The 26,218-nt window shown below is 59.5% G+C and carries 21 protein-coding genes and 1 tRNA gene; 12 read left to right on the forward strand and 10 right to left on the reverse strand.

Annotated elements, in window-relative coordinates; all coding sequences use genetic code 11:
* Nucleotides 1–30: 30 nt before the first annotated feature.
* Complete coding sequence (locus tag JZX87_RS04045) at nt 31–1,911, reverse strand: methyl-accepting chemotaxis protein (RefSeq protein WP_206824067.1); 1,881 nt, start codon at nt 1,909–1,911, stop codon at nt 31–33.
* Nucleotides 1,912–2,190: 279 nt separating this feature from the next.
* Nucleotides 2,191–4,632: a phosphoketolase family protein gene (locus tag JZX87_RS04050; RefSeq protein ID WP_206824068.1), complete on the reverse strand. Its 2,442-nt coding sequence runs from the start codon at nt 4,630–4,632 to the stop codon at nt 2,191–2,193.
* A 390-nt stretch (nt 4,633–5,022) separates the two neighbouring features.
* Between JZX87_RS04050 and JZX87_RS04055 the strand changes: the two genes are divergently transcribed.
* Nucleotides 5,023–6,525, forward strand: a complete 1,503-nt coding sequence (locus tag JZX87_RS04055; RefSeq protein WP_206824069.1) for a pyruvate kinase — start codon at nt 5,023–5,025, stop codon at nt 6,523–6,525.
* Between the two features lie 371 nt (nt 6,526–6,896).
* On the opposite strand, the gene JZX87_RS04060 is transcribed toward JZX87_RS04055, so the two are convergent.
* Nucleotides 6,897–7,382: a hypothetical protein gene (locus tag JZX87_RS04060; protein WP_206824071.1), complete on the reverse strand. Its 486-nt coding sequence runs from the start codon at nt 7,380–7,382 to the stop codon at nt 6,897–6,899.
* A 241-nt stretch (nt 7,383–7,623) separates the two neighbouring features.
* Here JZX87_RS04060 and JZX87_RS04065 point away from each other — a divergent pair, with 241 nt between their 5' ends.
* On the forward strand, nt 7,624–7,869 hold the full coding sequence (locus tag JZX87_RS04065; protein WP_183823223.1) for a helix-turn-helix domain-containing protein: 246 nt from the start codon (nt 7,624–7,626) through the stop codon (nt 7,867–7,869).
* Between the two features lie 52 nt (nt 7,870–7,921).
* On the opposite strand, the gene JZX87_RS04070 is transcribed toward JZX87_RS04065, so the two are convergent.
* Nucleotides 7,922–8,809: a LysR family transcriptional regulator gene (locus JZX87_RS04070; protein WP_206824073.1), complete on the reverse strand. Its 888-nt coding sequence runs from the start codon at nt 8,807–8,809 to the stop codon at nt 7,922–7,924.
* A 109-nt stretch (nt 8,810–8,918) separates the two neighbouring features.
* Here JZX87_RS04070 and JZX87_RS04075 point away from each other — a divergent pair, with 109 nt between their 5' ends.
* The 6 genes from JZX87_RS04075 to JZX87_RS04095 all read left to right on the forward strand — a co-directional run bounded on the left by JZX87_RS04075 (nt 8,919) and on the right by JZX87_RS04095 (nt 14,198).
* Nucleotides 8,919–10,415, forward strand: coding sequence for a CoA-acylating methylmalonate-semialdehyde dehydrogenase (locus JZX87_RS04075; protein ID WP_206824074.1), 1,497 nt, complete (start codon nt 8,919–8,921; stop codon nt 10,413–10,415).
* A 131-nt stretch (nt 10,416–10,546) separates the two neighbouring features.
* A complete protein-coding gene (locus tag JZX87_RS31220; protein WP_286194144.1) occupies nt 10,547–10,675 on the forward strand; it encodes a hypothetical protein in 129 nt (42 codons plus the stop codon).
* A 453-nt stretch (nt 10,676–11,128) separates the two neighbouring features.
* Nucleotides 11,129–11,602, forward strand: a complete 474-nt coding sequence (gene rirA / locus JZX87_RS04080) for an iron-responsive transcriptional regulator RirA (protein WP_183823217.1) — start codon at nt 11,129–11,131, stop codon at nt 11,600–11,602.
* 173 nt (nt 11,603–11,775) lie between these two features.
* A complete protein-coding gene (locus JZX87_RS04085; RefSeq protein WP_286194145.1) occupies nt 11,776–12,807 on the forward strand; it encodes an AbrB family transcriptional regulator in 1,032 nt (343 codons plus the stop codon).
* Between the two features lie 45 nt (nt 12,808–12,852).
* On the forward strand, nt 12,853–13,374 hold the full coding sequence (locus JZX87_RS04090) for a gluconokinase (RefSeq protein ID WP_206824077.1): 522 nt from the start codon (nt 12,853–12,855) through the stop codon (nt 13,372–13,374).
* A gap of 167 nt (nt 13,375–13,541) precedes the next feature.
* Entirely contained in the window at nt 13,542–14,198 is a 657-nt protein-coding gene (locus tag JZX87_RS04095; RefSeq protein WP_148148095.1) for a TetR/AcrR family transcriptional regulator, read from the forward strand.
* Nucleotides 14,199–14,211: 13 nt separating this feature from the next.
* Here JZX87_RS04095 and JZX87_RS04100 read toward each other — a convergent pair whose 3' ends face one another.
* The 4 genes from JZX87_RS04100 to prmB form a co-directional block, all read right to left on the reverse strand.
* Nucleotides 14,212–15,516, reverse strand: coding sequence for an NAD(P)/FAD-dependent oxidoreductase (locus JZX87_RS04100; RefSeq protein ID WP_183823210.1), 1,305 nt, complete (start codon nt 15,514–15,516; stop codon nt 14,212–14,214).
* A 1-nt stretch (nt 15,517) separates the two neighbouring features.
* Complete coding sequence (locus tag JZX87_RS04105; RefSeq protein ID WP_206824079.1) at nt 15,518–16,876, reverse strand: glutamine synthetase family protein; 1,359 nt, start codon at nt 16,874–16,876, stop codon at nt 15,518–15,520.
* Nucleotides 16,877–17,163: 287 nt separating this feature from the next.
* A complete protein-coding gene (locus tag JZX87_RS04110; RefSeq protein ID WP_206824080.1) occupies nt 17,164–18,414 on the reverse strand; it encodes an NAD(P)/FAD-dependent oxidoreductase in 1,251 nt (416 codons plus the stop codon).
* 87 nt (nt 18,415–18,501) lie between these two features.
* Nucleotides 18,502–19,416: a 50S ribosomal protein L3 N(5)-glutamine methyltransferase gene (prmB, locus tag JZX87_RS04115; protein ID WP_206824081.1), complete on the reverse strand. Its 915-nt coding sequence runs from the start codon at nt 19,414–19,416 to the stop codon at nt 18,502–18,504.
* A gap of 346 nt (nt 19,417–19,762) precedes the next feature.
* On the opposite strand from prmB, the gene JZX87_RS04120 reads away from it, so the two are divergent.
* Nucleotides 19,763–20,587, forward strand: coding sequence for a pseudouridine synthase (locus tag JZX87_RS04120; protein WP_206824082.1), 825 nt, complete (start codon nt 19,763–19,765; stop codon nt 20,585–20,587).
* A gap of 109 nt (nt 20,588–20,696) precedes the next feature.
* On the opposite strand, the gene JZX87_RS04125 is transcribed toward JZX87_RS04120, so the two are convergent.
* A tRNA-Gln gene (locus JZX87_RS04125) sits at nt 20,697–20,770 on the reverse strand.
* Nucleotides 20,771–21,029: 259 nt separating this feature from the next.
* Between JZX87_RS04125 and JZX87_RS04130 the strand changes: the two genes are divergently transcribed.
* Together JZX87_RS04130 and JZX87_RS04135 are read left to right on the forward strand one after the other, a co-directional pair.
* Complete coding sequence (locus JZX87_RS04130) at nt 21,030–22,760, forward strand: Ppx/GppA phosphatase family protein (RefSeq protein WP_502711299.1); 1,731 nt, start codon at nt 21,030–21,032, stop codon at nt 22,758–22,760.
* A complete protein-coding gene (locus JZX87_RS04135; protein ID WP_148147392.1) occupies nt 22,757–23,497 on the forward strand; it encodes an RlmE family RNA methyltransferase in 741 nt (246 codons plus the stop codon). Before JZX87_RS04130 ends, JZX87_RS04135 begins: the two co-directional genes overlap by 4 nt.
* 3 nt (nt 23,498–23,500) lie before the next feature.
* Here the strand turns inward: JZX87_RS04135 and JZX87_RS04140 are convergent, their stop codons facing one another.
* Nucleotides 23,501–24,913, reverse strand: coding sequence for an MFS transporter (locus tag JZX87_RS04140; protein WP_148147391.1), 1,413 nt, complete (start codon nt 24,911–24,913; stop codon nt 23,501–23,503).
* 219 nt (nt 24,914–25,132) lie between these two features.
* On the opposite strand from JZX87_RS04140, the gene JZX87_RS04145 reads away from it, so the two are divergent.
* Nucleotides 25,133–26,137, forward strand: coding sequence for an MBL fold metallo-hydrolase (locus JZX87_RS04145; RefSeq protein ID WP_206824084.1), 1,005 nt, complete (start codon nt 25,133–25,135; stop codon nt 26,135–26,137).
* Nucleotides 26,138–26,218: the final 81 nt, after the last annotated feature.

Raw genomic sequence — 26,218 nt, forward strand, 5'->3', positions numbered from 1 at the left:
GGCGGATATGTTCGAAGACGACGGTCACTCTTAGCCGAAGGCCGATGCCAGCCGTTGGCCCAGCGCACGTGCCGGCGATGGCTCCCTCCTGTCCCGCAGGTCAGCATTGTTGATGGCCCGAACTGATGCTTCCGCATCAAGCTTGAACTGGGCAAGCAGGGCGGTCAGCTCGGCAGCCTGCGAAGCAAGGCTGTAGGTCGCGGCAGTTGTCTCTTCCACCATCGATGCATTTTTCTGCGTGCCCTGGTCCATCTGGTTGACCGCGGAGTTGATCTCCGAAAGCCCGGTAGACTGCTCGCGTGTGGACGATACGATGGCCGAGACGCTTCGGTTGATTTCCTGCACTTCCGATACGATCGTGTGCAGCGCCGTGCCGGTTTCTCCAACCAGCGCCACCCCGTCGCGTACCTGCGCGCTCGACTTGGTGATCAGGTTCTTGATCTCCTTGGCGGCATTCGCTGAACGTTGAGCCAGTTCGCGCACTTCCTGTGCGACGACGGCAAACCCCTTGCCTGCGTCGCCCGCACGCGCGGCCTCTACGCCGGCGTTCAGCGCCAGTAGGTTGGTCTGGAAGGCGATATCGTCGATCACGCCGATAATGTTGCCGATTTCGGATGACGATTTCTCGATCTCCTGCATCGCCAAAACGGCCTTGCGAACGATCTCTCCAGAGCGTTCGGCACCATCATGGGCCTTTTTCACCAGTTCGCCGGCCGTGCTTGCCTGCGCGGCGGAATCCTTGACGGCGGTAGTCACCTGTTCCAGTGCTGCGGCGGTCTCTTCCACTGATGCGGCCTGCTGTTCCGTGCGCTTTGACAGGTCTTCCGTTGCCGCACGAATTTCGCTCGCGCCGGCATCGATCATCTTGGCGTTGTCTCCAACTGACCGCAGTGCTGCCTGAAGTCTGGTAATGGACTCGTTGAAGTTCAGCCGAACCTTGTCCAGCTCACCGGCAAACGGGGTAGCCAGACGGTAGGTCACATCGCCTTCGGCAAGATGGTTCAGGCCGCGGGCGATATCATCCACCGCGAACTTCACCTCCGCTGCTTGCCTTGTACTTTGCTCCTCGCGCGCCTGTCGTTCCTGTTCTGTAAGCCGGCCATTGGCTTCCGCTTCGCGTTCCAGCCGCTCGCGCTCGATGGCGTTGTCGCGGAATACCGAAACAGCGGCTGCCATGTCGCCGATCTCGTCCTTGCGATCCCGATGCGGGATCTGATGCTCTGTATTGCCGGCCGCGAGTGCGTTCATCGACAGGGTGATGCTGGCGATCGGTCGCGCGATCCAGCGGAAGCCGAGCAGGGCGGCAATCCCGCCGACCACGCCGACGATGACCACCAGGATAACCGTTGTCACCAGCGACGAACTTGCTGTTGCCTTTGCCTCGCTGACTGCCGCTTCTCCGGTTGCCTTGTTCAGGCTGACCATTTCGGCAAATAGCTTCACGGCTTCTCCACCCATGACCGTCATCTGTTGCACATGTTTCTTGGCCGCAGCCATGTCGCCTTCACCCAGCAGGGTAACAAGACGCCCGCCTGCTGCTTCATAGGTGTCGATTGCGGCTTCCGTGGCCTGATATTTGGCACGCATAGTGTCTGTCGTCAGACTGGCGCCATACGCTTCGAATGCTTTGTTGCGTGCGGCATATGCCGCCTTCAGCACGGCAAGCGCGCTGGCGCGTTCCTCCTGCGTCGAAGTGCTGAGCAGCAGTGCGACATTGCGGCGGACATCGCCGAAAAGACGTTCCATTTCGCCCATCTGGGTTGCCCGCGAAACCCGTTCGCCGACGGTGTCGACCTGGGCCTGGAGAGAATTGACCGCGAGAATGGAAAAGGCGCCCTGGACAATTCCGAGCGTGACGACGAGGCCGAATAACAATGGTAAAAGTGTTTTAATCTGAATTTTTGCAAACATAACCGGGTCCTTGGATGTGCCGTGCATTCTTGTGTTGTGCGCGTGCCCGTTGAGATTTGTGACAGTTTTGCTAACAAAGGGCTTACAGCGGGCTGTGCACCGCTGCGGCTTGTTGCCTCAAATCTGACAAAGTATCATAAAAATTGATTTAACATTTTCTTGTCCATTCCTGCCGTCGATTGGCCCATGCGGCAGGCACAAAAAAATGGGCCGCTTAGTCGGCGGCCCACTCTGGTATTGCCATACCGGCGGGATATCATCCCACCGGTTCGCCTATGATCAGGCGTTGAGACCCGTCCATTTCCAGTCACGGATTTCCGGCATGTCTTCACCGTATTCCTGCACATGGGCCGTATGCAGTGCGAGCTTGCCCTTGAGCATCTCGATCACATGCGGAACCTTTTCCTTCAGCTCCGGCACCCGTTCAATGGCTTCAAGCGCCAGGTGATAGCGGTCGAGCTGGTTCAGCACCGTCATGTCGAAAGGCGTCGTGGTCGTGCCTTCCTCGACAAAGCCGCGCACATGCATGTTGCGGTGGTTGTTGCGCTTATAGGTCAGCCGGTGGATGAGATACGGATAACCGTGATAGGCGAAGATGACCGGCCGCTCGGTGGTGAACAGCTTGTCGAACTCCTCGTCTGTCAGGCCATGCGAATGCTCTTCCTTCGCTTGCAGCGTCATCAGGTCGACGACGTTGACGACGCGGATCTTCAGTTCCGGTATCGCCTCGCGCAGGATCATCACGGCGGCGAGAGTTTCCATTGTCGGCACATCGCCGGCGCAGGCCATCACCACATCCGGCGCAATCGCATCATCCTCGTTGCTGGCCCAGTCCCAGACACCGATGCCGGCCTCGCAATGCCTGGTCGCATCCTCGATCGAAAGCCATTGCGGCTCCGGCTGCTTGCCGGCGACGATGACGTTGATGCGGTCCCAGGTATTCAGGCAATGGTCAGCCACCCACAGAAGCGTATTGGCATCCGGCGGCAGGTAGATGCGCACCACGTCGGCCTTCTTGTTGGCAACGTGATCGAGGAAGCCCGGATCCTGATGCGAGAAGCCGTTATGGTCCTGCCGCCACACATGCGAGGTGAGCAGGTAGTTGAGCGAGCTGATCGGCTTTCTCCACTCGAGATGACGCGTCACCTTCAGCCACTTGGCATGCTGATTGAACATCGAGTCAATGATGTGGATGAAGGCTTCGTAGCAGGAGAAGAAGCCGTGACGGCCGGTGAGCAGATAGCCTTCCAGCCAGCCCTGGCATAGGTGCTCGGAAAGCACTTCCATCACCCGCCCGTCAGGCGCAAGATGCACGTCATAGGGCTCGATCTTTTCCATCCACACCCGATCGGTTGCCTCGAAGACCGGGCCAAGCCGATTGGAATCCGTCTCATCCGGCCCGAAAACCCGGAAATTCTTCTCCGCGTCGTTGAGCTTCATCACGTCGCGCAGGTACTTGCCCAACACTTCCGTCGTCTGGACGATCTTTTCGCCCGGCACCGTCACATCGACGGCATAGTCGGAAATCGGCGGGCATTTCAATTCCTTGCGCAGGATGCCGCCATTGGTATGCGGGTTGGCACCCATGCGGCGGTTGCCGGTTGGAGCCAGAGCCTTGAGTTCCGCCTTCAGGCTGCCGTCTGCATTGAACAGGTCCTCCGGATTGTAGCTGCGCATCCAGTCTTCGAGAACCTTGCGGTGGCTGTCGTTCTCGCGGCACGTGGCAACCGGAACCTGGTGCGCCCGCCAGAAATCCTCGACCTTCTTGCCGTCGACCTCTTTCGGTCCCGTCCATCCCTTCGGGCTGCGCAGGATGATCATCGGCCAGCGCGGCGCCTGGCCGGAAACAGCTCCAGAACGGGCCTCTTCCTGGATGGCGCGGATCATGTCGGTTGCCAGATCCATCGCATCCGCCATCAGCCGGTGCATCGCCTCCGGTTCGCTGCCTTCGACGAAGATCGGCGCGTAGCCATGGCCTTCGAACAGCTTCCTCAGGTCGTCATGCGGGATGCGCGAAAGCACTGTCGGGTTGGCGATCTTGTAGCCGTTGAGATGCAGGATCGGCAGAACCGCACCGTCACGGGCCGGGTTCAGGAACTTGTTGGATTGCCAGCTGGCCGCAAGCGGCCCGGTTTCGGCCTCGCCGTCACCGACGACGCAGGCAACGATCAGGTCCGGGTTGTCGAAGGCTGCACCGAAGGCATGCACCAGCGCATAACCCAGTTCGCCGCCTTCGTGAATGGAGCCGGGCGTTTCCGGTGCCACATGGCTCGGCACGCCGCCGGGGAAGGAGAACTGCCGGAACAGCTTGCGCATGCCCTCTTCGTTCTCCGCAATCTCCGGATAGACCTCGCTGTAGATGCCTTCCATCCAGGTATTGGCGACCATGCCCGGTCCGCCATGGCCCGGCCCGCATATATAGATGACGTCGAGATCGCGGCTTTTGATCACCCGGTTGAGATGCGTGTAGATGAAGTTGAGGCCGGGGGTCGTGCCCCAGTGGCCGAGGAGTCGCGGTTTGATATGCAGCGGCTGAAGCGGCTCACGCAGGAGCGGGTTTTCCAGAAGATAGATTTGACCGACCGAAAGATAATTGGCCGCTCGCCAGTACCGGTCCATCAATTCCACTTCCGCCTGCGACAGTTGCGTGCGCGGACGGGTGGGGTCGAAATATTCGGCCTGCGAAAATGCGGCGTCCTTTTGGACCAAATGTTGCTGCATTGAAAACTCCTCTCTTTTTCCTCACCTCTGATGCTAATCGATTTAGATGATCTGTTTCATGACATGGATCATGGACTGGCGGATTGTCCGCCTCTCAAGAGGCATCGCGCTTCCAGCAATGTGGACGCTTTTTGTGACAATCAATCAACTCTTGCGCGATGGACGTCAGGATAGGGCAGGGGCTGACGATTGCCAGCTTTCAGCGCGACATTTCTGGCTTCGGTCTCCCGCTGCCGCCAGTCGGGCCTGATCATTCGCCGCGCATAAACGCCGTGCGTTATGCCGTCGCAGGTTTTGATGCGACTCAACGCGCGCCTGTCATGTCGGGGTGATGTTGAAAGGCCAGACTTCTTTCCTAGCCGGATTGCAGTCATCGGAGGAGATCGAAACATGCATGACACGAATGGTATCGCCGCCGCCGATTTGGATGACCACACAATCGAGCTTGGCGCGCTTTTTTCCGAGGTTCGGGCATTGCGTGACCGTGTCGCCGGCGAAGGGCGGTCATTGTTCGAAAGCCTTATCCGCGGGGGAGACGAAGCGGATCGCCTTGAAAACCTCTGCCATTATCTCTGTCTGCGCAGGCACGACATCCGGCCGCTGCAGCGCAGGCTGATGCGTCATGGACTGTCGTCACTCGGCCGGCTGGAAAGCCGGGTTCTGCCCACGCTGGATGCCGTCCTCTGCGCGCTGTCCGCCATGCAGGCAATGACCTCTCCCTATGCCCTGCCGTCAGAAGCGCAGTTTTTTGCCGGCGAGGCAGTACTCAGTGCGATGACGCAGCGGCTGCTCGGTAGTGGACGCCCGCATCGCCGCGGTCGCATTATGGTCACGCTGCCGGGAGAGGCGGCGACCGATCCCGACTTCATCCTTGATCTCGCCCGGCGCGGCATGGATGTCGCTCGCATCAACTGCGCTCATGATGGTCCCGACACATGGGAGGCAATGGCGCGGCATGTGCGTGCCGCCGGAGAAAAGATCGGCCGCCGGATCACCGTGCTGATGGATATAGCCGGGCCCAAGATCAGGACGGAAGCCGTTGTGGCCGACAAGGGCGCCAAACTCACGACAGGCGATCTTTTCCGCCTTGTCGTCTCGCGCGAACCCTATCAGACGGAAGACGTACGTTTCTGCGCGGCGGTTTCACTGCCGGAGATCGTCGAACGGGTCGAGCCGGGCCACAAGCTGCGTTATAATGACGGTAAGCTGGAAGCCGTTGTCGAAAGCGTCTCCGAAGGAGGAGCGCTTTTGAGGGTGACCCGTGTGAAGGCCGGTGGTGTCAAGCTGAAACCGGAAAAAGGATTGAACCTGCCGGATACGGCACTGGGCCTGTCGCCCCTGACCGCCAAGGATGAAGGTGATCTTGCTGCCGTCATCGGCAATGCCGACATGCTCGGTTATTCCTTCGTCAGCCGGCCGGAGGATCTGGATCTGTTGGAGAAGGCGCTTTGCGCCCATCCGCCGCGTATCGAAAAGCTTGGCCTCGTTGCCAAGATCGAGCAGCCGGAAGCGGTCCGCAACCTGCCGGCCTTGATTGCCCGCGCCCACACACTCGGTCGCCCCTTCGGCGTCATGATCGCCCGCGGCGATCTTGCAGCCGAGATCGGTTTCGAGCGGGTTGCCGAAATGCAGGAAGAAATCCTCTGGCTCTGCGAAGCGGCATCCGTACCCACCGTCTGGGCGACACAGGTTCTGGAGGATTTGGTCAAGGACGGCTTGCCATCGCGTGGAGAGATGACCGATGCCGCCATGGCTGCCCGTGCCGAATGCGTCATGCTGAACAAGGGACCGGCGGTTGCCGAAGCCGTCACGCTGCTTGACACGCTTCTTGCCCGCATGGACGAGCATATTTTCAAGAAGACGCCTACGCTTCGTGCACTGAAATCCTGGTAGCTCAAATAGGAAGACCCGGCCCATGAATGTTGGGCCGGGTCCTTCGTGGGACGACGCGGCCTCCGTCGCGTCGTCCCAGCCCACCGTTCAGGCGGAGATGGCGAATCCGGCACCGTCCGGCTCTTGATCGAACCGTCCTTTGGCTGCGCCCGGATATCGTTGATATCGTCGCGCAGGGTTCACGGATTTCAGACTTCACCTCAACCCTCGGCGGCAAACTGGATATATGCTTTCCGGGAGACCAAATTCCGGGAGTGGAAATCCTTGCAGTCCGAGTTGGCTTTGAGCCTATACAGGCTGCGGTTGATTTCATTGACCCAACGCAATGCCCCTGAAAATGCCCCGGAAATGCCTTCGAATGGATATCCGATTCAGGCGTCGTGGATGGGCTTGTGCTCGGCGATGTCGGCGGCGTGGCGGAACATGCGCACCAGCCTTGTCCGCTCTTCCCCATGCCGCATCAGTGCGTGGTCGAAGCGCCGGATCTGGCCCGAATCCGGCCGCCAGCGCCCGTCGCGGGCCTTGTCGTTGCTGCCTGCAGGCTTGAACGACATGCGCGGGCCGATATTTTCCTGAAACTGCGCCAGCGTCATGCCGGCCTTCACCAGTAGGGCCCGCACGCCAGGGCGGCTTTCTGTGGCAATCACCACACGGAAGGCGTTGATGAGGCTGCCCTTTGATACCGGCAGCTCGCATATGTCGAACAGATCGCTGCCGGTTTCATGTTCCCGCAGATAAACGAGATAGATGTCGACCAGACGGTGCGCCGACTGCAACAATTGCGCGTCGGTCCCGCGATCGATCCCATACAGGTGATCGTCGCCATGCGCCGGTTTTGTGAAAGCTGAATAAGGCATGATCCTGTCCTCGTTTGCCTTATAAACGCGCAGGGCTTGCTTTGGTTCTGCCGGAATTTTGACCACCTAAGATACGGAGGCGCCACCGTTTTTTCACATTCGATGTTGTGCAGCGCACAATTGCCTATTGCACAAAGCGGATTATGGCCTATGTTTGTCCTGCGGCCGCGTGTCGCACCATGGGTCATTTGACCCCCTTCACCCGTCGCAAACGCCGGGTTTTTTCAAGAAGGATGAAACCATGACAGTCTCAATTAGCAACATCAAGGCATCTCAGAGCGGCGCTGTTCTTTCGGGTCAAGTGGCAAGAGCCGTTGCCGAAGCGCGTATTGCCGCCGGCTACAGTATTGATGACCTTTCTTTGACCACCGGCCTCGTGCATGAGGAAATTCTTGGCGTCGAGGAAGGCCTGAATGCCGATCCGGCCAAGCTGAAACGTATTGCCGTTGCGCTGAAATTACCCCCGTCAGCGCTTCTCGTCGCCTGATTTTAAGGTGCACCAAAAGCCCGGCTCCGGCCGGGCTTTTTCGTCTTTGCCGTCAACCGGCGACGAAGATATGGCTTTCCGCCGCCACCAGTTCGCGGATGTATTCGACAACGATCCGAAGCCGCGCAAGGTCGCGGGATGTTTCGTGATAGGTCGTCCAGTAGGATCGCTTGAGCGAGACTTGCGGCAAGAGCCTGATGAGCTCGGAGTGTTGCCGCGCCACATAATCATGCAGGATGCCGATGCCGGCACCCGCTTTGACCGCCTCGGTCTGGCCCATCGCGCTCGAGATCTCGAAACCCGCATCCCAGTCGCGCATGATCTCGCCGGTGAAATTCAGCGAGGGTGAGAAGATCAGGTCTTCCACATAGCCCACCCGCGCATGCCGTCTCAGCTCTTCGGCGGTCTTTGGTTCTCCGGCGGTATCGAGATAGGCCCGTGATGCATAAAGCCCGAGCGTGTAATCGGTAAGTCTGGAGGAAACGAGCCGCCCCTGTTCCGGCTGCTCGATGGTGATCGCAATATCCGCCTCGCGTTGCGACAGCGAAAAATGCCGCGGGACCGGCACCAGCTGGATCTTCAGTTCCGGATGCCGGCGGGTAAGACGGCTCATCCGCGATGCGAGAAAGGAGACGCCGAAACCGTCCGGCGCGCCGATCCGCACCGTTCCGGCAATCACCGTGTCGGTGCTGGCCGTTCTTGCCTGCGCCGAAAGCATTTCGGTTTCCATCTTTTCGGCCGCAGCCAGCAGCACTTCGCCTTCCGCCGTCAGCGTGCAACCGTTGGTTCTCCGCACCAGAAGCCGCGTCTGCAGCGCATCCTCCAGCGCCGTCATCCGCCGCCCGAGCGTAGCATGGTTGATACCGAGCCGCCGTGAGGCGGAGAGCAACTGGCCGGTGCGAGCCACCGCCAGAAACATCCTGACATCATCCCAGTCCACGGGCGCTACCCTCTAATGTCGAAATTTGCACAACAGTTGCGTAAACTATCGCGTTGAATTGCGCAATTTCGAGTGACATTCTGGCTGTCACAGAAACCAGGAGGAAACCATGCAGGAAATCGGTCATTTCATCGACGGCAAGCATGTCGCCGGAACCAGCGGTCGCACCGCCGACGTCTTCAATCCGGCAACCGGCGAAGTACAGGCCAAGGTGGCGCTCGCCAGCGTTTCCGAAATTCGCGCGGCAGTCGAAAACGCCAAGGCCGCTCAGCCGGCATGGGCTGCCACCAATCCCCAGCGCCGCGCCCGCGTCTTCATGAAGTTCGTCGATCTGCTCAACCAGAACATGGATGCACTCGCCGTCATGCTGTCGAAGGAGCATGGCAAGACGGTCGAGGATTCGAAGGGCGATATCGTCCGTGGCCTGGAAGTCTGCGAATTCGTCATCGGCATTCCGCATCTCTCCAAGGGCGAGTTCACTGAGGGTGCAGGCCCGCAGATCGACATGTATTCGATCCGCCAGCCGGTCGGCATCGGCGCTGGCATTACCCCGTTCAATTTCCCCGGCATGATCCCCATGTGGATGTTCGCCCCGGCGATTGCCTGCGGCAACGCTTTTATCCTGAAGCCTTCCGAGCGTGATCCGTCCCTGCCGATCCGGCTTGCCGAGCTGATGATCGAGGCAGGTCTCCCGGCTGGCATCCTCAACGTCATCAACGGCGACAAGGCCGCCGTCGACGCCATCCTGACGGATCCGGATATCGGCGCCGTCTCGTTTGTCGGCTCCACCCCGATCGCCCGTTATGTCTACGGAACGGCAGCTCAGAACGGCAAGCGCGCCCAGTGCTTCGGCGGCGCCAAGAACCACATGATCATCATGCCGGATGCCGATCTCGATCAGGCCGTCAACGCGCTTATGGGCGCGGGCTACGGTTCCGCTGGCGAGCGCTGTATGGCCGTCTCGGTCGCCGTGCCGGTCGGCGAGGAAACCGCCAACCGACTGGTCGACAAGTTGATCCCGAAGATCGAGAGCCTGCGCATCGGCCCCTATACCGATGACAAGGCCGACATGGGCCCGGTGGTCACCAAGGCGGCACAGGAGCGCATCAACGGCCTGATCGACAAGGGTGTCAAAGAGGGTGCCAAGCTTCTCGTCGATGGCCGCGGCTTCAAGCTGCAGGGATATGAAGACGGCTATTTCGTCGGCGGCTCGCTGTTCGACAACGTCACGCCGGACATGGAAATCTATAAGCAGGAAATCTTCGGCCCCGTTCTCTCCGTCGTCCGTGCGGCGAATTACGAAGACGCCCTGTCGCTGCCGATGAAACATGAATACGGCAACGGTGTAGCGATCTACACCCGTGACGGCGATGCCGCCCGCGATTTCGCATCCCGCATCAACATCGGAATGATCGGCATCAACGTGCCGATCCCGGTTCCGCTCGCCTACCATTCCTTCGGCGGTTGGAAGGCGTCGTCCTTCGGCGACCTCAACCAGCATGGCACGGATTCGATCAAGTTCTGGACCAAGACCAAGACGATCACCGCTCGTTGGCCTTCGGGTATCAAGGACGGCGCGGAATTCGTCATGCCGGTCATGAAATAATCTGGACACCATCGATGGCGGGTATGATCGTATCCGCCATCCAGCTTTCGCTTAATCAACTATCCCTCACGAAAGGTTGACGTGGTCGCCAGTTGCCCTAATTTGACGCGGGTAGGAGTGGGAGTTGTATCATGGTCTACGAATGGGACGAAAAGCGTGCCCGTCGCGCGTATTTGGCGCGTGTTGGCCTGAGCATCCTGGCAATCATGATAACTCTGGGCGTTTCCGCAGCGATTGCTATCGCGATGTCTATCGGTTGAGCCATCTTCGCGTCATATTTCAATCATGTCAGACAAAGCCTGCTAATGACTCGGCGCGAAAGGCATGCGGTGAAACAGGCGCGCGAAGCGTGTGAGTGGTTCGCTGGCGCAGCGCGTTTTTCCTGGTAGATGGTCTCAGCAGGCCTGCAGTTTTCTCGCGAAAAACTTCCGGCGGTCGATCACGGCTGGTGCTGAACCTATTTGTCACAGCCTTGGTGTGAATGTCATTTATCAAGGATCGCACGCTGACGCGGGTGTAAGCAGATGGTAATCACCACCAGGAAAACCGCACCTAGTGGCTGCTTTATGTTGATTGTTTAATTCAGGATTTGCTTTTTTGTGTGTTCGGTGAATTAGTGCACTTGAAAACATGATCCCGATTTTCCTATTTTGGAATTGTTCAAAACTAGGGAAGCGTCTATATAGAGTTCTCTCGAGTCTTCGGAGACCATCATGCGCCTGACCAAACAGACCAATTATGCCGTAAGAATGCTGATGTATTGTGCAGCCAATCACGGCCATCTCAGCCGCATTCCGGAAATTGCCAGGGCATATGGCGTATCCGAACTGTTTCTGTTCAAGATCCTTCAGCCGCTCAACAAGGCTGGTCTGGTGGAGACCGTGCGTGGCCGCAACGGTGGTGTAAAGCTCGGCCGTGCTGCCGATAAGATCACCCTTTTTGATGTCGTGCGCGTCACGGAAGATAGTTTCGCAATGGCGGAATGTTTCGAGGACGATGGTGCGATCGAATGTCCTCTGGTCGATAGCTGCGGTCTCAATTCCGCGCTTCGCAAGGCGCTCAACGCCTTCTTCGACGTTCTGGCCGAATACACGATAGACGATCTGGTCAAGGCGCGCCCGCAGATCAACTTCCTTCTCGGCCTTGATGCCGTCGATATGAAGAAGGTTGTCGCCCCTGCGGCCTGATCTCACCAAGCTTTTTCGATGAGAAACGCCGGTCGCTCCGGCGTTTTTTGTTTCTGCTGACCGCACTTGGTTGACCTTCCTGCCGCAGTGGCTAGAACGAATTATGTCTTGCCATGCCGGCAGCCTGCCGTGTCGGCAGCCTGTTGCGCCGACAGGTATCAGGTCCGGTCTGTATGAATTTTCCTGAACTGCGCCAATTTTTTGTAACGTTGCTGATTGGAACTGCCGGCGCACTTATAGCCATCGCCATAGGCTTTCCGGCGCCCTATCTCATTGGACCGGCGCTTGCAGTCACCTTTGCTGGTCTAGCCGGACTTCGTCTGGGTGTCCCGCTTCTCGTCCGCAACGCCTGCTTCGTCATCATCGGCATATCGATGGGCTCGACAGTTACGCCGGAGATTTTTGTTGCGGCACGTACCTGGCCGCTCAGCTTCGTCATGGTCTTCGTGGCGATTGTCATCCTGCTTTTTTCGGCAGCCTGGGTGCTTCAGCGGCTGTTTCGTTACGATCGCACGACAGCGCTTCTTGCCGCATCGCCCGGCCATCTGGGTTATGTTCTCAGCCTCGCTGCCGAAATGCGCTGTGATCTTCGCGCCGTCAGCATTTCCCAGAGCGTGCGCGTGCTTGCGCTGACGATCAGTGTCCCGCTGATCGTTGAATTCTTTGATTTGGCCGACACCGACGTGATCGTTCTGCCTGACGCGATGAGCATGCCGATCTTCGTTGTGATGCTGATTGCATCAGCCGGTTTCGGCCTGCTTTTCCAGCGTTGGAAGTTTCCCGCGGCCCTTCTGCTTGGCGGCGTTTTTGTCTCCATCTCCACCCATATCACCGGCACCGTTTCAGGCGCCGTTCCCAACTGGCTGCTGATCCCGATCTATGTTTTGCTCGGCTCGTTGATCGGTTCGCGCTTTTCCGGCCTGTCCTTCGCCGATCTGCGCCTTGCCATCGTTTCGGGCTTGGTCGTCACGGTCGTCGTCATGGCGCTTGCGGGAGGCATTGCCGTTATCGTCTCCTATTTCGCCAATGTGCCGCTTGATGCGGCGCTGATCGCGTTTTCTCCCGGCGGGCTGGAAACTATGGCCGCCATGGCCGTCATGCTTCATGCCGATCCCACCTATGTCGGCGCCCATCATGTGCTAAGGCTGATGTTCCTGTCCGTGCTGATGCCGCTCGTCATCGGCAGGGATGCAAGATTGAAATAGAATTCGTCGCGTCAGATGCGCAGACACAAGCAGGGAGAAGAACGAATGTCGAAGGCGATCATCGTCATGGGGGTTAGCGGCGCCGGCAAAACGTCGATTGCCGATCTTCTGGCAAACCGTCTCGGCTGCAAGTTCGTCGAAGGAGATCGGCTGCATCCGGAGGCGAACGTCAAGAAGATGGCGGAAGGCACGCCGCTGACGGACGAAGATCGCTGGCCGTGGCTGGATATCATCGGCAACGAACTCAAGACCGCCCGCTCTGCCGGCGAAGATATTGTCCTGACATGCTCGTCTTTGAAGAAGATTTACCGCGAAAGACTTCGATCTGCAGGCGGTGATCCGCTCTACTTCGTGTTCCTCAAGGGCTCGCCCGAGCTTTTGGCCTCCCGCATGGGTGCTCGCAAGGGTCACTTCATGCCGACCTCCTTGCTGCAAAGTCAGCTTGCAACGCTTGAAAGCCCTGAAGGTGAGGTCAATGTGGTGACCGTCGATATCGACGCTTCGGTTCCGCAAATCGTAGAGGATGCAATCGGCAGGCTGGAAAAACTCTGGCGGGAAAATAGTTGAGCGTTATCTCGCCCGGATCGACAATTCTTAGTGAATTAAACTTTTATTTACATTTTTTGTCCGGCTTGGTGATCTGAAACTGGTCTTTCTACGTATAACACTCAATTAGCGTTATCGGTTTCGCCGGTAGCGTTCGGTCAATGAGTGTTGGGTGGAAAAGGGATCGCATGCAGGAGTCGAGCCATGGCGCGGGACGTGCCGCGCTTCGCCGGGTGCCGAAACAGGAAAGAAGTCGTGAACGTATCGGCGAGATCCTGAAAGTCGCGAAGGAACTGATCGGTCAGAAGGGTATTGATGCCGTCACCATGAAGGAGATCGCAGCGCTTTCCGGCGGTCCCATCGCTTCGGTCTACCAATATTTTCCTAACAAGTCGGCCATCATCGCCATGCTCTATGAGCTCTACGTCGAAGAGGTTCGCGAGCTGATTGCTGGCCACGTCTCCCACATCGAAACTGCGGATGACGCCCTGAAGGCAACCGACGATCTGTTCGACATGTATTACGAGCGCATGCGCCAGGAACCGTCTACTCAGGACCTTCTGAACGCGATCCAGGCAGACAAGACACTGGCCGATCTCGATATCGCCGAGACGCGGGCTCAGGCAGAGGGTTTCTATCAGCTCACCCGGCATTTCGTTGCCGAACCGCTGCGTGAAAGCTATGCGCAGACCCTGTTCGTCATGTTCCACATGGCCGGCGCCACCTTGCGCCTCGCACTGATGGTTCCGGCGGAAGCGGCGCAGATTTCGGCACAGTTCAAGTCGATCGTGCGAACCCACGCGACCTACTTCCTCAAGGGACATTTCCCGCAAGCAGCTGTGTGATGACTGGGCGTTATCAGACGCCCAGTTTATCCCTTATCCCGTAATACCATGCACCGAGTGCCGTCAGCGGCACGCGGAACATCCGTCCGCCGGGGAAGGGCAGGTTGGGCAGCGATGCCCAGACATCGAAACGCTCCGCATGGCCGGCAGCGGCCTCACCGAGTATCTTTCCTAGAAGATGCGTCGTCGTTACCCCATGGCCGCTGTCGCCATGGGAGAAATAGACCTTGTCCGACAGTTTCCCCATATGCGGAATACGCGTCAGCGTCAGCGCGAAATTGCCGCTCCAGGCATAATCGATCTTCGTGTCCTTCAACTGCGGAAACGTCTTGAGCATATTCGGACGGATCACGCCGGTCAGGTTTTTCGGATCGTTTCCGCCGTAACCGATGCCGCCGCCATAAAGCAGCCTGTTGTCTGCGGTGCGGCGATAATAGTCGAGAATATAATTGGCATCCTCGACGCAGTAATTGGCCGGCAGCAGATCCTCGATCAGTGAGGACTCGAGCGGTTCCGTCACCATCACCTGGCTCGATACCGGCATCATCCGTCCATGCACCTGCGGAAACAGCGGTGCCAGATAGGCATTGCCGCAGATCAGCACATAAGATGCCGTCACCGAGCCGCCGCCCGTGCTGACGACCGGACGCTTCCTGTCAGTATCGACCGCGATCACCCGCGAGCCTTCAAAAATCTTCGCACCCAGATTTTCCGCCGCGCGCGCCTCGCCAAGCACGAGGTTGAGCGGATGGATATGCCCGCCGAGCTTGTCGATCATCCCGCCCGCATAGCGGTCGGTCCTTACATATTTGGCCACGTCGGCCTTGGACACCATTTCCAGCCCTGTATGGCCGTAACGTTCCCAGTCGGTCTTGTGATGCTCCATCTCGCGGATCTGCTTGTCGGTGAAGGCCGCAAAGAAACCGCCATGCTCAAGCTCGCAATCGATCGCATATTTGACCACCCGCTCGCGGATGATATTGCCGCCTTCGAGCGACATCTTGCCAAGCTCGATCGCCTTGTCTTTCCCATAGCGTCCGGCGATCGTCTCGAGATCGCGGCTGTAACCGTTGACGATCTGCCCGCCATTGCGCCCGGATGCGCCGAAACCGATACGCTCCGCTTCCAGCACCACGACCGAAAAGCCGCGCTCCGAAAGCTCCAGCGCCGCCGATATGCCGGTGAACCCGGCACCGATGATGCACACGTCAGTCTCGATATCGCCGGCAAGGGCAGGGTGCACGCGCTTGTCATTGGCGCTTGCCGCATACCACGAGCCGGTATGGCCGGGATTGGTGGCGCTGTCTCGAAACGTCATCTCATACCGTCCTTATATAGGCGTCATATTCCACGTCGGTGACGCGCAGCGAAAACTCGGCCAGTTCCTGCGCCTTGCAGGCACTATAGAGCGACCGGTATTTCGGGCCGAGTGTGGCATAGGCGAAAGTGGATCGGGCAAACTGCCGCAGCGCATAGTCCCAGTTGGTCGGCAGCGGATCATGGTTGATCGCGTGCTCGTCGCCGGTAATCGCCCCGCCCGGATTACGCTTCTCCTTGATGCCGGAAAGTGCGGCATTGAGGATCATCGCCAGCGCCAGATAGGGGTTCACATCTGCACCCGCCACCCGATGCTCGATCCGCGTCGCAGGCTTCGATGCGGTGATCACCCGCACCGCCGCCGACCGGTTGTCGAACCCCCAGGATGCATAGGTCGGCGCATGTTCCGATGGCCTCAAGCGCCGGTAGGAATTGGCATGTGGCGCAAACACCGCCATGCTCTCCCCCATATTCTCCAGCAACCCGCCGACCGAATGAAACAGCATTTCCGAAGGCCCGTCCTCGCCGGCATAGACATTGCGCCCGCTCTCGTCGATCAGCGAGAAATGCACATGCATGCCGCTGCCTGCCTGCATGCCATAGGGTTTCGCCATGAAGGTCGCATCGAGATCATTCGCCCGTGCCACGCTCTTGACGATCCGCTTCAGAAGCACCGCATAATCTGCGGCTCTCAGCGCATCCGGCACATGGTTGAGATTGATCTCGTACTGGCCCGGTCCGTTTTCACGCACCACCATGTCGGCCGGTATGCGTTGCGCCCTTGCGGCACTGGCAATGCCATGGAACACATCCTCGAAATCCTGCAGTTCGGAGATCGAAAGCACCTGCGTCTGGCCCGTATGCCAGCGCCCCTCGCGCGAGTTCGGCGGTCGCACAGGATCGAGCGCCGAACGCAGCGGGTCGATCAGGTAGAACTCGAGCTCCGTCGCCACTACCGGCGTCAGCCCGATCTTCGCAAACCCTTTGAGCACATTGGCCAGCACCTGCCGCGGATCGCCGTAGAAACCGGAACCGTCCGGATCGCGCATGCCGAGCAGCACCTGTGCCGTCGGCCGGTTCAGCCAGTTGATCCGCGACAGCGTACCGGGAATGGGAAAACATAACCCGTCCGGATCGCCGGTTCCCTGCGCTAGTCCGGCGGCATTCACGTCGCGGCCCCAGACATCCAGTGCATAGACCGAGCGCGGCATCGCCATGCCTTTGTCCAGCACGTCCAGCGCCCGTTCGCGCGGTATCCACTTTCCGCGCGGAACACCATTCGCATCGATCACGAAGGCCTCTAGAACCTCGATATCGGGATTGGCATCGAAAAAGCTTTTGGCATTGGCAACATCATTCATGAAACACCAGAAAATCCAATCGAACCCGAGGCGAAAAACGCCCGTTCACGCCGCTAATGAGGCGCGCTAACGGTCGAGAAATCTGGCGTCGTAGATGAGATAACGTGCCATTGTCATGTCGGCCCGGCGGATCAGGGGCGATCATCCGGGCATCGTTCCCTTTGATTGTTCCTTAAAGCCTAACCCGCCTTTTTGCCAAAAGCCAGCCCGGCCGCTGTGATCGCTATTGAGGCCCGCAACCATCAGGCCCGCAACCATCAGGTCCGGAGGCATCAGGCCCGGAGGCATCAAGCATTGAACCGCTCTGGCCGATAGGCCGAAATATCGATCAGCGTCTTTTCGCCCAAAATTGCCTCGGCAATCACCTGACCCGTCACCGGTCCGAGCGTCAGCCCGTGATGTGCATGGCCGAAAGCGAACCACAGGCCCTCATGCCGGGGCGCTCTTCCGATCACCGGCATCATGTCCGGTGTGCAGGGGCGGGCACCCATCCACGGCTCCTTGTCCAGTCTCTCGCCGAGCGGCAAGATGCTGCGCGCAACCGCTTCTGCGCGGGCCAACTGCACCGGCGTTTTCGGGGCATCCCGGCGAGCGAATTCCGCCCCGGTCGTCAGCCGTATCCCCTGGTTCATCGGCGCCAGAAGATAACCGCGCTCCGCATCCAGCAGCCAGCCGTTGAGCACCGCATTGCCCTTGGGCGCATAATGCATGTGATAGCCGCGCTTCACCCCGACGAGGAAACTGTAACCGAGCGGCTTCGTCACCACGTCAGACCACGGCCCGAGCGCCACGACCACGTCCTTGGCTTCCACCGTGCCTTCCCCCGCCACGATCCGCCATCCGCTCGTGGTTTTCGAAAGGCTGCGCGCATCGCCTTTCAGCACCTTGCCGCCCAGCTTTTCGAACAGCCTCACATAGGCCTGGCTCAGCGCCAGCGGGTCCTTCACCGACCACGGATCTTCCCAGCGCAAGGCACCGGTGAAACCTTGAGAAAGATGCGGCTCCCGCACCGCCAGTTCCTTCGGCGAAAGCGCCTCGAACGCCACGCCGTATTCCTGTGCCAGCCTTTCGGCCTCGCGAAGCTCGCCATCCCGTTTGGCAGGCGTGCGAAAAAGCTCTGTCCAGCCATCCTTGGCGATCAGCGCCTGCGCCCCCGCTTCCTCGATCAGCTCGTTATGGGTGGAGATCGAATGCTCGATCAAAGGCGCGTAGGCGCGGGCGATCAGCTGATGGCGCGAAAGGTTCGAATGCCACCAGTACTTTGCCAGGAAGGAAGAAACGGAAGGAAGCGCCCGCCAGTGAAAATGCGAGTCGATCCGGTTGTTCATGGCATTGCGCAATATTTGGCCGAACTGCTGCGGAAAGCCGTAAGGGACGACGCCTTCGCGCTGGATCAGCCCGGCATTGCCATAGGAGGTTTCGCGACCCGGCTCGCCCCGGTCGACGAGAACCACCGCCTTGCCGCGCCGGGCAAGCTGCAAGGCCGTCGAAATGCCGACAATGCCGGCTCCAAGCACGATGACATCCGCAGCCGCCATGATCTTTCGTCTCCACACTCAACCATCACCGGAACATGCCGCCCCGGTGATCGCCGCGCAAACGAAAAATGTCGAAATGGCGGTGCTTTAGCCTTTCAGCGCCTCGGCCGAAATCCAGAACACGGCATCCTGCGATTCCGCCGTTTCCAGCCAGAGGAATTCCAGATGCGGATATTCCTCTTCGAGAATTTCCCGGCCCGAGCCGATCTCGCAGATCATCCCGCCTTCCGGGTTGAGATAGTCGCCGGCCTGCTCCAGGATCTGGCGCACCAGATCGAGCCCGTCCTCGCCGCCGTCATGCGCCATTGCCGGCTCCGCCTGATGCTCCGCCGGAAAACCGGCCATCGAGGCATGGTCCACATAGGGCGGGTTGGTGATGATCAGGTCATAGGTCTTGCCCTTGAGCGGCGCAAACAGATCGCCCTGATGGAGCGACACCTGTTCACCGACTTCATGCTCGGCGACATTGATCTTCGCCACTTCCAGCGCATCGGCCGAAAGATCGACCGCATCGATCGCCGCATTGGGGAAGAATTTTGCCGCCAGCACCGCAAGGCAGCCCGAACCGGTGCAGATATCGACGGCAGTTTCCACGGCAAAGGGATCAGGCAGATAGGCCGAACCCTGTTCGCCCAGATATTCGGAAAACAGGATCTCGCCGATATGCGAACGCGGCACGATCACCCGCTCGTCGACATGGAAGCGCACGCCCTGGATATAGGAATGGCCGGTAATATAGGACGAAGGCTTGCGCGTCGTCACACGCGTCTCGATCCGCTCGGAAAGCAGCTTGCGTTCGGATGGGAGAAGCCGCGCATCGAGAAACGGATCGAGCGCATCGATCGGCAGGTTGAGTGAATCGAGCAGCAGAAACGCCGCATCGTCCCCGGCCGTCGTCGTGCCGTGGCCGTAACCCAGCTCGGCCGCATTGAAACGGGAAATCGCATAACGCCAGTAATCGCGCAGCGTCACGAGGTCTGTCGTAATGTTATCCTGGCTCACCGGCGTCTCTCTTCGTCACAACTGGGTTTTGGCAATTGGGTTTTGATCACATCCGGACCATATAGGACTGGACGAAGCCGGGCATAGAATGGCAAGGGCGGATGGGTCAACAGGGAAGGCTGGACAAGACCCGTCCTGACCGTCCCGCAAGGCAAATGGTTCAAGCTGGCCGCTCAACCGAGGCCAAAAGTAAGGCAGGCGGGTACCACTCGTAATCTCCCCACTTGTGGCGGGCTCGAAGAGCGGGCAGAGACAGGTGGCTCTGCCCCGGCAGCCGACAGGCCAGAGGGGGCGGAAACTCAGAGTCGAGCGAAGACGTGATCGCCTGCGCAGGAAACCGCATGAAATGAACGAAAAGCCCCGACGCTCCAAACCAACACAGAACCGCCGGCCGCCGGCGGCCCCCGTCCGCAAACCCGCCGCGCCATCCTCCGGCAAACGCGTCACGCTCCCGCGTGCCTTGTCGAAACTCGGCTTCTGCTCACGCAAGCAAGCCGAGGATCTCATCCGCGCCGGCCAGGTCAGCGTCAACGGCCGCACCGTCACCGATACCGAAGCCTGGATCGACCTCGACACCGCAAAGCTCGCCGTCGATGGAAGAGAGGTCGCGGCCGAAGCCCCGGTCTATCTGATGCTCAACAAACCCCGCGGCCTAGTCACCACCCGCCATGACCCCGAAGGCCGCCCGACCGTCTTCGATTGCCTGAAAGGCCACGACCACACCCACCTCTCCCCTGTCGGTCGGCTCGACAAGGCGAGCGAGGGCCTTCTCCTCTTCACCAATGACACGCAATTCGCCAATGCGTTGCTCGATCCCGAAACCCATGTGCCGAAAACCTATCACGTCCAGATCGACACGCTCGTCGACGACGCGATGCTGGAGGCAATGACGAAAGGTATCGATCAGGACGGCGAAACCTTAAAAGCCCGCCGCGCGATAAAACTGCGCGAAGGCGAAAAGAATTCCTGGCTGGAGATCGAACTGGACGAAGGCAAAAACCGCCACATCCGTCGCATGCTCGAAGCGCTCGACATCGCCACGCTGCGCCTCATCCGCGTCGCGATCGGTGATCTCGCTCTGGGTGATCTGGATAAGGGGGCAGTGCGTGCGCTGAGCGAGGCGGAGCTTGATGGGCTGAGGGTCCAGTCCGCCGCTGCGCCGAAGCGTTAAGCCAGCTTCTGTGCAGCGATTCGACATAGGCTATCAAGTCTGCGGATATGATTAGCAATCATGACACGCAATCAAAACGCCAACAAAAACATAATCTTCTAGAGGAAGTTGGCTGGGGAACCTGGATTCGAACCAAGATTAACGGAGTCAGAGTCCGTCGTTCTACCGTTGAACTATTCCCCAGCAGGAAGCGGCGCTTGGCCGGTTCGTCGGTGTGCGGCGCTTATAGCCAAACCTTCGCGACTTGCAAATAGTTTTTTCCGAAAAATTTGCAGCATGTTGCATCAGCCACTTTTGGTCGCCGTTCGGAAAAAGACATTGGCGAATTGCGCTTGCGCTGTTATCCTTGCCGCAACGAAGCAATCAGACGCAGCAGCACGCCTTTTGGAGGCGGTGCGCCGCGAAATGGATAGAACGACCAATGGACCCCGATAGCGGCCGTATGCCGCCAGATGGCGGGGCGTCGGCCGGAGAGCGTGGGGCGCAAAAGCGGCCCCGTCGCAGGAAAGGGAAGCGCGGCGGCAAAAACCGCAATGCGAACACTTCCCAACACGCGTCATCGGCCGTTCAGGCTGACCCGGCCGCGCGCCCAGAAAAAAAGCAGGACTCGTCAAGACAGGACGTGGCTAAACGCGATGCCGGGAAATCGGATGTCGCCAAGCAGGATCAGCCTGCGCGCAAACGCAAGCGCAGGCGCTCCAGATCTCATCCCGGTGCATCGTCCGATCATATGTCACAGGCTGCAGCCGGTGCTTCAGGGCATTCCGGTGGCAAGCCGCATGTCGATGCCCGAGGCGGATCATCTCATTCGGCAGGTGCATCGAATGCCGGCGCAGGCGCGCAGCAGCCCCATCATGCGGGTGGCGAAGGCGCATCGCGGAATGAGGGCAAAAATCACGGCGGCCAGTCTCATGGTGGCCAGGCTCACAGCGGTCAGTCTCATGGCGGCAGAGGGCGGGACCGGCGCAAGAAGAACCGGGCCGGTCGCGGCCTTCAGGGGCGCCCCCTCACACAGGCAAAAGGCGCTCTGAACGGTGTTTCGCAGCCTGCGTTGACGCGGGCGATGTCGTCTTCCGAGCAGGGCAGCAGCATCACCCCGGCCCTGCAGTCGGTCGACGCGACGCTTCCCTTCCACGATGACCTTTATGCCGCGCTCGATCTCGGCACCAACAATTGCCGCCTGCTGATCGCCCAGCCGACGCGTCCCGGCCATTTTCGCGTCGTCGATGCGTTCTCGCGCATCGTGCGTCTAGGGGAGGGGCTTGCAGCCACCGGCCGGCTGTCGAACGACGCGATGGACCGTGCGGTCGAGGCTTTGCGCATCTGTGCCTTAAAGCTCGCCGCCAAGCCGATCCGCAAGATGCGGTTGATCGCAACCGAAGCCTGCCGCGCCGCCGCAAACGGCGAGGAATTTCTGGCGCGGGTGACTGCCGAAACCGGTCTTGAGCTGGAAATCATCGATCGTGAGACAGAGGCGCGTCTTGCCGTTTCCGGCTGCTCCTCGCTTGTGGGGCGTGAGGCGCGTTCGATCGTGCTGTTCGATATCGGCGGTGGCTCGTCGGAAATTGCCGTCATCCGCATCGCCGACAATCGTTCATCGCGGCTTGCCAACCATATCACGCACTGGACGTCGCTACCCGTCGGCGTCGTCACTCTGTCGGAGCGTTATGGTGGTCGCGATGTGACGCCGGATGTCTTCGAGGCGATGATCTGTGAGGTTCAGGGCATGCTGGCGAAATTCGATTGCCCGCCGCCTGAGACCGGTGGCAACGGCAGCGACTACGATTTCCATCTGATCGGCACATCGGGTACGGTGACGACTCTTGCCGGCGTCCATCTCGATCTGCCGCGTTATGATCGCCGCAGGGTCGATGGGCTGTGGTTGTCGGATGCGGAAGTTTCCGCCATGCAGGCAAAGCTGCTCTCCTGGGATTTTGCCGGGCGCGCCGCCAACCCGTGCATCGGTCCGGACAGGGCGGATCTCGTGCTTGCCGGCTGCGCCATTCTGGAGGCGATCCGCCGCCGTTGGCCAAGTCCCAGAATGCGGGTTGCCGATCGCGGGCTGCGCGAAGGGCTTTTGACCGATATGATGGCCGATGATGGCGTCTGGCGGCGTGTGCGCTCGCGCAGATCGGGTTCGACAGGTTCCGGAGAGGTTTTGAGACGGCGATGACGAAGACACCGGTCGGAATAAACAGAACAGGGCGAAAGCTCGGCCAGAAGGTCAAGAAGGGCAAGCTGAAGGCGTCTTCGCGCCGCTGGCTGGAGCGCCATATCAACGATCCTTACGTGCAGCGGGCAAAGCTCGAGGGTTATCGCGCCCGCGCCGCCTTCAAGCTGCTTGAGATCGATGAAAAACACCAGATCTTGAAGGGCGCCCGCCGCATCATCGATTTGGGCGCAGCACCTGGCAGCTGGTCGCAGATCGCCGCCAAGGTGACGAACTCGACGGACGAGGATCCGCGCGTCGCCGCCATCGACTTCCTCGAGGTCGATCCCTTGCCGGGCGTAAAAATCCTGCAACTCGACTTTCTCGATGACAGCGCGCCTGCGCTTTTGAAGGAAGCGATCGGCGGCGTGCCGAACCTCGTGCTTTCCGATATGGCGGCGCCGACGACCGGCCATCACCGGACCGACCATCTGCGCACCATGCATTTGTGCGAGGTCGCGGCGCATTTCGCCATCGAGGTTCTGGCCGAAGGCGGCCACTTCCTGGCCAAAACCTTCCAGGGCGGCACGGAAAAGGATCTGCTTGATCTCCTGAAGAAGAACTTCAAGCAGGTCATCCATGTGAAGCCCGCGTCGTCGCGTCAGGAGTCGGTCGAGATGTTCCTGCTCGCCAAGCACTTCAAGGGACGCAGGGCAGAGGATGCCGACGCCGAAGTCGTTTCCGAGACGTCTGACGACTGATCCTTATTCTCCCGCTTCCGGCTGCACGTCAGCCGGTCGCCGGCCCCGGTGGCCGGAAACATCGGCGCCTGTCAGCGGATCGAGCTTGATGAGCGGAATGATCGAAAACAGCGAGACGGCTGCCACGATGAAGAAGGCAAGGTGAAAATCTGAAAGCTGCAGATGGCTGCCTGAAAACATCGACGACATTTCCAGGATGAAGGCGGCAAAGGCGACGCCAAGCGCAAGGCTGACCTGCTGCAGCGCGGATGCCATCGAGGTCGCCTGGCTCGCCAGTTCGTCGGAAATCTCCGAATAACCGAGTGCGTTGACGCCGGTAAAGAACAGCGAGCGGAACAGGCCTGCCGCCAGAAGCGCACCGATGATCCAGATATGCGGCGTCTCGGGCGTGAAGAACCCATTCACCGCCGTCATGGCTGCGCCGAGAACGCCGGCGACCATAAGCGCCGTGCGGAAGCCGGTGACGGCAAATACCCGCCGTGCCATGAACTTCACGGTCAGCGCACCGATCGCACCTGAAAAAGTGATAAGGCCGGATTGGAACGGATTGAGCCCGAAACCGAGTTGCAACATCAGCGGCATCAGAAAGGGGATGGCACCGGTGGCAATCCGAAACAGCGTGCCACCCGTTGTCGATGCCCTGAATGCCCGGTCGTTGAAGATCTGCAGGTTCAGGATCGGGTGAGGGTGCAGCCTTGCGTGACGCACATAAAGAAAGCACGCGGCAAAGCCTGCAAGCGTTGCGCTGATTCCGACTGCGGGCGGCAGGGCCGGCAGGCCGATTACCGAAAGCCCGAACACGACGCCGGAGGCCGCGACGGATGTCAGCAGGAAGCCAGTCCAGTCCATCCTGGCAGTTCCCATCGGCGGCACTTCGGGCAGGTATCTGCCGGTGAGGTAAAGGCCGATCACCCCGATCGGCACATTGATGATGAAGATCCAGTGCCAGGAAAAATAGGTCGTAATGAAGCCACCGATCGGCGGCCCCGTCAGCGGCCCGACAAGCGCCGGTATGGTCAAAAGCGCCATGGCGGAAACGAGATCGCTGCGCTTGGTGGTGCGCAGCAGAACCAGGCGCCCGACCGGCGTCATCATTGCCCCGCCCATGCCCTGCAGAAAACGTGACATGACGAACTGGACGACAGAATCGGAGATCGCGCAGAGGATCGATCCGATGATGAATACACAGATCGCCAGCCGGAACACCTTCTTCGCGCCGAACCGGTCCGACATCCATCCGCTGATCGGTATGAACATCGCAAGCGCCACCATATAGGAGGTTAGCGCCAGCTTGAGTGTGATCGGGCTGACGCCGAGATCATTGGCGATTGTCGGAAGCGCGGTGGCGATCACAGTCGAATCCATGTTCTCCATGAACAGGGCGACAGCGAGGATGAGTGGAATGATACGATTCATGGAGACGGATGCCGTTATCTGACAGGCCCGAGGGACAAGAGGCCTGTAAACCTCCAAAGCCGTTCTGCCAATGGACGTTCCGCGCCTTTTGTTCATCGCATTGATCGGGCGAGGTGTCACGTCTGCGTGAAAACGCGATTTTGAGCCCTGATCATCGTCAACTTTTCGCTCGGGCGCGCTAACTTCGCGTCGACATCATTCGTCATGAGGGAACGGGATATGGCTGGAAACGGTATCGGAAGAAGAACTTTGCTGGGCACTGCGGGCTTAACGGTCCTCGCTGCACCGGCAATCATCGGCAACCGGGCGGCCTTCGCCCAGGACAGCAGCAAAGCGAGCAGCAATTTGGCAATCGATCGCGTTACCCCGCCCGATCTTCATAAGTTCAAGGTAGGCAGTTTCGAGGTTCTCGTCGTCAAGGATGGCGCTCGTCCGTCTGGCGTGCCGAACGAAACCTTCGGCACCAACCAGTCCGCTGAAACCGTCGGCGCGCTTCTGTCTGACAATTTTTTGCCGACCGACCAGTTCGTCAACGGCTTCTCGCCGACCCTGATCGACACCGGTTCTGACGTTATCCTGTTCGATACCGGTTTCGGCCAGTCCGGTCATGCACAGGGCGCAGGCCGCCTGATCGAAGGTATGGCCGCTGCCGGTTACATGCCGGCGGACGTCACCATCGTCGTCCTGACCCATCTACACGGCGACCATATCGGCGGCCTGATGGAAAATGGAAAACCTGCCTTCGAGAATGCCCGTTATGTCGTCGGCCAGAAGGAATACGATTTCTGGAGCGATACCGCCCGTGTCGGCACACCTGCCGAAGGTGGCCACAAGGGCGTGCTTGCCAACGTCAAGCCGCTTGCCGAAAAGATCACCTTCATCGGTGATGGCGCCGATGTCGTCTCCGGCATCACCAGCATGGCAGCTTTCGGCCACTCGCCGGGCCACATGATCTTCAACGTCGAATCCGCCGGCAAGCGCCTGATCCTGACGGCCGACACGGCAAACCACTTCGTGCTGTCGCTGCAGCGCCCGGATTGGGAAGTGAAGTTCGACATGGACAAGGCCGCCGCCGCCGCAACCCGGAAGAAGGTGTTCGACATGGTCGCCACCGACAAGGTCGCCTTCCTCGGCTATCACATGCCGTTCCCGGCGGTCGGTTATGCCGAAAAGCAGGAGACGGGTTACCGCTTCGTGCCGAAGAGCTATCAGTTCGATATCTGATCGTTTTCTGCGTACAGCATATGAGCTATGCAAACCCGGGTGGGCTGCCTCCCGGGTTTTTTCTATTCCCTTGTTGTCATG

Origin of the sequence: Agrobacterium sp. Ap1 (assembly GCF_017313375.1) — a bacterium.
GTDB lineage: Bacteria > Pseudomonadota > Alphaproteobacteria > Rhizobiales > Rhizobiaceae > Neorhizobium > Neorhizobium cellulosilyticum.

Bases quoted from the DNA above. Each gene is read 5' to 3' on its own strand.
- JZX87_RS04105 (WP_206824079.1), bottom strand. From the start codon at position 16,876: ATGAATGATGTTGCCAATGCCAAAAGCTTTTTCGATGCCAATCCCGAT.
- JZX87_RS04110 (WP_206824080.1), bottom strand. From the start codon at position 18,414: ATGGCGGCTGCGGATGTCATCGTGCTTGGAGCCGGCATTGTCGGCATT.
- rirA (WP_183823217.1), top strand. From the start codon at position 11,129: ATGCGCCTGACCAAACAGACCAATTATGCCGTAAGAATGCTGATGTAT.
- JZX87_RS04075 (WP_206824074.1), top strand. From the start codon at position 8,919: ATGCAGGAAATCGGTCATTTCATCGACGGCAAGCATGTCGCCGGAACC.
- JZX87_RS04045 (WP_206824067.1), bottom strand. From the start codon at position 1,911: ATGTTTGCAAAAATTCAGATTAAAACACTTTTACCATTGTTATTCGGC.
- JZX87_RS04100 (WP_183823210.1), bottom strand. From the start codon at position 15,516: ATGACGTTTCGAGACAGCGCCACCAATCCCGGCCATACCGGCTCGTGG.
- JZX87_RS04055 (WP_206824069.1), top strand. From the start codon at position 5,023: ATGCATGACACGAATGGTATCGCCGCCGCCGATTTGGATGACCACACA.
- JZX87_RS04130 (WP_502711299.1), top strand. From the start codon at position 21,030: ATGCCGCCAGATGGCGGGGCGTCGGCCGGAGAGCGTGGGGCGCAAAAG.
- JZX87_RS04145 (WP_206824084.1), top strand. From the start codon at position 25,133: ATGGCTGGAAACGGTATCGGAAGAAGAACTTTGCTGGGCACTGCGGGC.
- JZX87_RS04140 (WP_148147391.1), bottom strand. From the start codon at position 24,913: ATGAATCGTATCATTCCACTCATCCTCGCTGTCGCCCTGTTCATGGAG.
- JZX87_RS04090 (WP_206824077.1), top strand. From the start codon at position 12,853: ATGTCGAAGGCGATCATCGTCATGGGGGTTAGCGGCGCCGGCAAAACG.
- JZX87_RS04065 (WP_183823223.1), top strand. From the start codon at position 7,624: ATGACAGTCTCAATTAGCAACATCAAGGCATCTCAGAGCGGCGCTGTT.
- JZX87_RS04135 (WP_148147392.1), top strand. From the start codon at position 22,757: ATGACGAAGACACCGGTCGGAATAAACAGAACAGGGCGAAAGCTCGGC.
- JZX87_RS04120 (WP_206824082.1), top strand. From the start codon at position 19,763: ATGAACGAAAAGCCCCGACGCTCCAAACCAACACAGAACCGCCGGCCG.
- JZX87_RS04060 (WP_206824071.1), bottom strand. From the start codon at position 7,382: ATGCCTTATTCAGCTTTCACAAAACCGGCGCATGGCGACGATCACCTG.
- JZX87_RS04095 (WP_148148095.1), top strand. From the start codon at position 13,542: ATGCAGGAGTCGAGCCATGGCGCGGGACGTGCCGCGCTTCGCCGGGTG.
- JZX87_RS04050 (WP_206824068.1), bottom strand. From the start codon at position 4,632: ATGCAGCAACATTTGGTCCAAAAGGACGCCGCATTTTCGCAGGCCGAA.
- JZX87_RS31220 (WP_286194144.1), top strand. From the start codon at position 10,547: ATGGTCTACGAATGGGACGAAAAGCGTGCCCGTCGCGCGTATTTGGCG.
- JZX87_RS04085 (WP_286194145.1), top strand. From the start codon at position 11,776: ATGAATTTTCCTGAACTGCGCCAATTTTTTGTAACGTTGCTGATTGGA.